4 protein-coding genes are annotated in these 6,840 nt (G+C 72.7%); 1 reads left to right on the top strand and 3 read right to left on the bottom strand.

Features of this window, described 5'->3' with window-relative positions:
- Nucleotides 1-718: maltotransferase domain-containing protein (locus tag ACFY2B_RS19680; RefSeq protein ID WP_390764364.1), on the bottom strand; the 718-nt coding region annotated here is incomplete at its 3' end.
- Between the two features lie 619 nt (nt 719-1,337).
- Between ACFY2B_RS19680 and glgP the strand changes: the two genes are divergently transcribed.
- Nucleotides 1,338-3,968 (top strand): alpha-glucan family phosphorylase, encoded by a 2,631-nt coding sequence (glgP, locus tag ACFY2B_RS19675; protein ID WP_390764363.1) that lies wholly within the window; start codon nt 1,338-1,340, stop codon nt 3,966-3,968.
- A 165-nt stretch (nt 3,969-4,133) separates the two neighbouring features.
- Here glgP and ACFY2B_RS19670 read toward each other — a convergent pair whose 3' ends face one another.
- Nucleotides 4,134-4,649, bottom strand: coding sequence for a DUF1990 domain-containing protein (locus ACFY2B_RS19670; RefSeq protein ID WP_390764362.1), 516 nt, complete (start codon nt 4,647-4,649; stop codon nt 4,134-4,136).
- Between the two features lie 86 nt (nt 4,650-4,735).
- On the bottom strand, nt 4,736-6,391 hold the full coding sequence (locus tag ACFY2B_RS19665; protein ID WP_390764361.1) for a M4 family metallopeptidase: 1,656 nt from the start codon (nt 6,389-6,391) through the stop codon (nt 4,736-4,738).
- Nucleotides 6,392-6,840 lie beyond the last annotated feature (449 nt).

Here is a 6,840-nt window from a genome sequence, read left to right as displayed (position 1 = left end):
GGAGGGGCAGCGGGTCGGAGGCGGTGACCAGTTCCCGTAGCGGGTGGCGGGCCAGGACCTCGTCCACCTCCGGCGCCAGCGCCGCCCCCAGCCGCCAGGCGTCGGGACGGCCGGTGTCCCGCAGGGCCGCCACCGCGGCGAGGACGGCGTCCCGCGCCCCGTCCGCCTCGGGGACCTGGGCCGCCGCCCGCTCGTGGAGCCGCGCGCCCTCCTCCAGGACCAGTTCGGTGTCCATCCCGGCCGGGATCTTGATCCGCGCGTGCCGCCGCCAGGTGGTGACGGGATCGCTCCAGCCCTCCACGTGGTAGGTCCAGTGGCCCATCGCGTCCGGGGTGACGTCCGCGCCCCAGCGGTCCGTGCCGGGGGCCAGTTCGCGCATCGGCGTCCACGGACCGGGGCGGCCCCGCGGGTCGGTGAGTACGACGTTGGCGGCCACCGCGTCGTGGCCCTCGCGGAACACGGTGGCGGAGACCTCGAAGGTCTCCCCGGTGACCGCCTTGGCGGGCCGCCGTCCGCGCTGGACCACGGGGCGGACGTCGAGGACGGGGATGCGGCCGACGGCGGTGGCCCGGTCCGGGGAGGTCCGCTCCGGTGCGGCCGGCCGGGCGCCGCCGCTGCCGCCCGGGTCCGCGGCGCCGGCCGTACGCTCCGGCGGCCCGGCCGCCGTACCGTTTCTGCTGTTGGTCGGGGGTGATGACGAGTGATGCGTGGCGGGCATGACCGCTCCTGTCCGCGTCAACGAGGGTGTGGGCGGATCGGGTGTGGGAGGTGGGCCGTGCGGGTGTGCCTGTGGTGCGCCCGAGGGGCGTACCGGAGGAGCCTTCCCACCCTATTCGGGTGAGCAATCCGGCACTCTGTTAACTACTCGCGCGTATGTCTGCCGCCAGGACCGGCCTTTTTCGGCGGGGCGACCGCGCCCGGTGCCGGGCCGCCGTCACCCCGCGGTACCTGCGGGAGTTCGTCCGACAGGCCGGACCGGAGGGCGTACGGACCGCTCGCGCGGCGGCACGGATATGGCCGGATGTGTACGGTCCGGGTCCTGGGCGGACTCCGTCCTGGACCCGGGCGGGCCGTCCGTGGGACCCCGGCAGCTTTTGGGCGGGGAGCCGGGCTGGCCCTGGGCGGCTGGAGCGAGCGCCCCTGAAGCGGGAGGCGGGCGGCACGAGGCGGGACTTGGGGCGGCCCGTCGCCGGGGCGGGGAGCGGGCTCGGTCCGGATCCGTCCGGGGGCCGCACGGCGATGCCTCGGCGGGGCGCGGGCCGACACCGGTACCGTCGTGACAGACGACGAGCCGCACAGCGATGCGCGGCTCCCGAGCAACCGCGCCGAGGTGGAATGTGAAGGCGATCCGTCGGTTCACCGTCCGTCCCGTTCTCCCCGAGCCCCTCCGTCCGCTGAGCGAACTGGCGCGCAATCTGCGCTGGTCCTGGCATGCCGAGACGCGTGACCTGTTCCAGTCCGTGGATCCCGGCCGCTGGGCCCCCTGCGGCGGCGACCCGGTACGGCTGCTCGGCAGCGTGCGCCCCGCGCGCCTCGCCGAGCTGGCCCGGGACCGCCGCTTCCTGCGCCGGCTCACCGCGGCCGCCGACGACCTCGACGACTACCTCGGCGGGGAGCGCTGGTACCAGGCGCAGCCCGCCGGGCTGCCGGCCGCCGTCGCCTACTTCTCGCCCGAGTTCGGTGTCACCGCCGCCCTGCCCCAGTACTCCGGCGGCCTCGGCATCCTCGCCGGGGACCATCTGAAGGCGGCCAGCGACCTCGGCGTCCCGCTCATCGGGGTCGGCCTGCTCTACCGGCACGGCTACTTCCGGCAGACCCTGTCCCGGGACGGCTGGCAGCAGGAGCACTACCCCGTCCTCGACCCCAACGAGCTTCCGGTGCGGCTGCTCAAGGCCGCGGACGGCACCCCCGCCCGGCTCACGCTCGCGCTCCCCGGCGGCCGGCAGCTGCACGCCCGCATCTGGCTGGCGCAGGTCGGCCGGGTGCCGCTGCTGATGCTGGACTCGGACGTCGAGGAGAACGACCTCGGCGAACGCGGCGTCACCGACCGGCTGTACGGCGGCGGCAGCGAACACCGGCTGCTCCAGGAGATGCTCCTCGGCATAGGAGGGGTGCGGGCCGTGCGGGCGTACTGCCGGCTGACCGGCCACCCGGAGCCCGAGGTCTTCCACACCAACGAGGGGCACGCGGGCTTCCTCGGCCTGGAGCGGATCGCCGAACTCGGCGCGCGGGGAGAGAACTTCGACGCGGCGCTGGAGGCGGTGCGGGCCGGGACGGTCTTCACCACGCACACCCCGGTCCCGGCCGGCATCGACCGCTTCGACCGGGAACTGGTCGCCCGCCACTTCGGTCCCGACGCCGAACTCCCCGGCATCGACGTCGGACGCGTCCTGCGCCTGGGGACGGAGACCTACCCGGGCGGTGAGCCCCACCTGTTCAACATGGCCGTGATGGGCCTGCGGCTGGCCCAGCGCGCCAACGGGGTCTCCCTGCTGCACGGCCGGGTCAGCCGCGAGATGTTCTCCGGGCTGTGGCCGGGATTCGACCCCGACGAGGTGCCCATCACCTCCGTCACCAACGGGGTGCACGCCCCCACCTGGGTCGCCCCCGAGGTGCTGCGGCTCGGCGCCAGGGAGGTCGGGGCGCAGCGCGCCGAGGACGCGCTCACCGTCGGCGACGCGGAGCGCTGGGACCGGTTCGCGGGCATCCCGGACGAGGAGATCTGGGAGCTGCGCCGGGAACTGCGCGAGCACCTGGTGGCGGAGGTGCGCGAGCGGCTGCGCGCCTCCTGGCGGCAGCGCGGCGCCGGCACGGCCGAGCTGGGCTGGATCGACGGCGTGCTGGACCCCGGCGTCCTCACCATCGGGTTCGCGCGGCGCGTCCCGTCGTACAAGCGCCTCACCCTGATGCTGCGCGACCGCGACCGGCTGACGGACCTCCTGCTGCACCCCGAGCGCCCGGTCCAGATCGTGGTCGCGGGCAAGGCGCACCCCGCGGACGACAGCGGCAAACGCCTGGTGCAGGAACTGGTCCGGTTCGCCGACGACCCCCGCGTGCGCCACCGCATCGTCTTCCTGCCGGACTACGGCATGGCGATGGCGCAGAAGCTTTATCCGGGCTGCGACATCTGGCTGAACAACCCGCTGCGTCCACTGGAGGCGTGCGGTACCTCCGGGATGAAGGCGGCCCTCAACGGCTGCCTCAACCTGTCCGTGCTCGACGGCTGGTGGGACGAGTGGTTCCAGCCCGACTTCGGCTGGGCCGTCCCGACCGCGGACGGAGCGGGCACCGACCCGGAACGCCGTGACGACATCGAGGCCGCCGCCCTCTACGACCTGCTCGAACAACGGGTGACCCGGCGCTTCTACGAACGGGGCCGCAGCGGGCTGCCCGACCGGTGGATCGAGATGGTCCGCCAGACCCTGACCCTGCTCGGGCCGAAGGTGCTGGCCGGCCGCATGGTCCGGGAGTACGTCGAGCGGCTGTACACGCCCGCCGCCCACGCGCACCGCGCGCTGACCCCGGACGCGGCCCGTGAACTGGCCGCCTGGAAGGCCCGGGTGCGCGCGGCCTGGCACGGGGTGAGCGTCGACCACGTCGACCACGTGGCGACGGCCGCCGCGACCGCCACCGCGGAGCTGGGGGCCACCCTGGGGCTGAGGGTGCTGGTCGCCCTCGGCGACCTGCGTCCCGACGACGTCGAGGTGCAGGCCGTCTCGGGCCGGGTCGATCCGGAGGACCGCATCGACGACGCGACGGCAGTGCCGCTGAAGCCGACGGGTGGCGCGGATCTGGAGGGCCGCTGGGTGTACGAGGGGCCGCTGTCCCTGGACCGCACCGGTCCCTACGGTTACACGGTCCGTGTCCTGCCCGCGCACCGGTTGCTCGCCTCCGGTGCGGAGATGGGGCTGGTGACGGTGCCGGTGGGGGACGTGGTGGTGGGGGTGGAGGGCCTGCCGTTGCGCTGACCGCTGGGTTGGGGAGGGGGGTGGGGGGAGGGGGTTGTCTGTTGGCTGTGGGTGGGTGGGGGTGGAGGTGGTTGCGCAGTTCCCCGCGCCCCTATGGGGTTGTCTGTTGGCTGCGGGTGGGTTGTGGCTGGTCGCGCAGTTCCCCGTGTTCCTTTGGGGGTGGGGTCAGGTGTTTTGGCCGCAGAGTTTGCGGAGGGTGGTTCCGCAGCGGTGGGCGTATGCCTGTTGGAGGGCGCGGGTGGCCGGGCCGCCCGCTCGGGTGTACCACTTCTGGGGGCGGCTGAAGGCGGCGACCGTCAGCCAGACGGTGCCGTCGCCGGTGCGGTCGACCACGAAGGCTTCCTCACCGCTCTCGGGGTGGCCCTCCAGGGTGCCGTAGGCCCAGCCGGCCCTGCGGGGTTCGGACAGGGTCCACACGACACGGCAGGGCGCCTTGAGCAGACCGGCCAGGGAGACCGTGACATCGACGCCGGGGGCTGCCCGGTCGGCGTCCGTCTCGATGCCCACGCCCATCGCGCGGTGCATCCGCCAGGTGGAGAGGGTCTCGACGGCGCTCCGGAACACCTCCTCGCCCTCGCCGATGCGCGAACGCACATGCAGGGAGTGGAAGCCGGGCGGGCACGCGGTGAGGTTCTCGCGGGTCGCACCGACCGGCTCGTAGGTGAAGTGCGGCGAAGACATGGCACCCAAGGGTAGGGCGGCCCCCCGGAAGGCATTCCTCCCGGGGGGCCGCCCTGTCACCTGCCTGAGATCAGGAGACGCTGGGATCAGGAGACGCTGACCGCCGACCAGGCGGCGGCCACCGCGTTGTACTCGGCGCTGCCCGAGCCGTACAGGGCGGTCGCCGCGTTCAGGGTCGCCGTGCGGGCGGCCTTGTAGTTGGTCGTGGACGTCATGTACGTCGTCAGCGCCTTGTACCAGATCTGCAGGGCCTTGGCCCGGCCGATGCCGGTGACGGTGGAGCCGTTGGACGTCGGGGAGTTGTAGGACACCCCGTTGATCGTCTTCGCGCCGCTGCCCTCCGACAGCAGGTAGAAGAAGTGGTTGGCGACACCGGACGAGTAGTGCACGTCCTTGTTGCCCACGGTGGAGGACCAGTAGTCGGCGGAGGCGCCGTCCTTGCTGGGCTTGTCCATGTAGCGCAGCGGGGTGCCGTTGCCGTTGATGTTGATTTCCTCGCCGATGAGGTAGTCGCCGACGTCGTTCGGGTTGTTGGCGTAGAACTCCACGCCCGTGCCGAAGATGTCGGAGGTGGCCTCGTTCAGGCCGCCGGACTCACCGGAGTAGTTGAGGCCCGCGGTGTTGGAGGTGACACCGTGGCTCATCTCGTGCCCGGCCACGTCCAGCGCGGTCAGCGGGTGGGTGTTGCCGGAGCCGTCGCCGTAGGTCATGCAGAAGCAGCTGTCGTCCCAGAAGGCGTTGACGTAGTTCGAGCTGTAGTGGACGCGGGAGTAGGCACCCACGCCGTTGTTCTTGATGCCGTTGCGGCCGAAGGTGTTCTTGTAGAAGTCCCACGTCTCCTGGGCGCCGTACGCGGCGTCGGCGGCGGCCGTCTGGTCCGTGGAGGAGCTGGAGGCGGCGCCGGTGCCCCAGACGTCGTCGGCGTCGGTGAACAGGGTGCCGGTGCCGGAGGTGCCGCGTGCCAGGTTGTTCGTCTTGTGGCCGCCGCGCGTGCCGTCGGTCAGCTGGTACGTCGAGCCCGACTGCGTGGTGGTCAGGGTGACCGTGCCCGAGTAGAGGGTCTTGCCCGTGCCGGTCTCGATGCCCTGGTACTCGTAGAGCTTCTTGCCGGTGGCCGCGTCGGTGATGACGTGCAGCTCGTTCGGGGTGCCGTCCTCCTGGAAGCCGCCGACGACCGTCTCGTAGGCGAGGACGGGCTTGCCGGAGCCGGCCCAGATCACCTTGCGGGCGCCGTCGGCCTCGGTCTTGGCGGAGCCGTCGGCCTTGGCCGCGGTCAGCGCCTGCGTCTCGGCCTTGGCGGCGGCGATCTTGGGCGTGAGCGAGGACACCTTGATGGTGTTGCTGTTGGCCTTGGTGACGCCCTCGGTCTTCCCGGCCTCGGAGGTGTGCACGATCAGGTCGCCGCCGAGCACCGGGAGGCCCGCGTAGGTGCGCTCGTAGCGGGTGTGGACGGTGCCGTCGACGTCCTTCACGACGTCCTTGACGACCAGCTTCTCCTGCGCGCCGAGACCTATGGTCCGGGCGGTGTCGGTGGCGTCGCTCTGCGCCTGCTTGATCAGCTCGGTGCGGGCCGCGGCCGACAGCACGGTCGGGGAGGCGGCGAGCGGCTTCGCGGCAGCGGCGTCGGCCGGGGTCTGCGCGGAGGCGTTGGTGGTCAGGCCGGTGGCGAGCAGGGCGCCGGCGGCGACAGCGGTGGCGATGGCCAGAGTGGTGCTCTTACGACGCGCGTAGCGGGGGCTCACTCAAGCTCCTTCATGTGGGGGAGTCCGGGCGGCGCTGGGGCCACCGGCCGGAGGAATGGGTGAAGTTGCTTTGCTGCGGCGGGTGAAGGAAGGGTGACACCAAGGGCGCGTACATGTCAGGGCCTTGGGGTGACGTTGGCTGAATCCCGGTTGTCCGGGACGTGTTGCGGGGGTGTGAACTCGTGCCGCTCCGGGGGGTGGGTCGCTGGTGTCGCGTGCCGTTCCCGTCGTCGGTGGGGGCGTTTGCGCGAACGTCGGCCGGCTGCCGCCGGACCCCGGGGCGCGGCCGGGGTGGGCCGTTCGGGCAGACGGGGCGTGACGCGGAACCGGACGCGGTTGCGAGTGCGTTGGCCGGTCCGGGCGTCCCGGTGTCCCCGCGGGGTGTGGTGGGCCGGTCGTGGGGAAGGGTGACGGGGGATCGGTTCACCTGTCAGGGCTGCGTCAAAAGT

The organism is Streptomyces sp. NPDC001270, from assembly GCF_042896695.1.
Lineage (GTDB): Bacteria > Actinomycetota > Actinomycetes > Streptomycetales > Streptomycetaceae > Streptomyces.
Note: the sequence above shows the minus strand (reverse complement) of the source record. Positions and strands in the feature narration are given on the sequence as shown.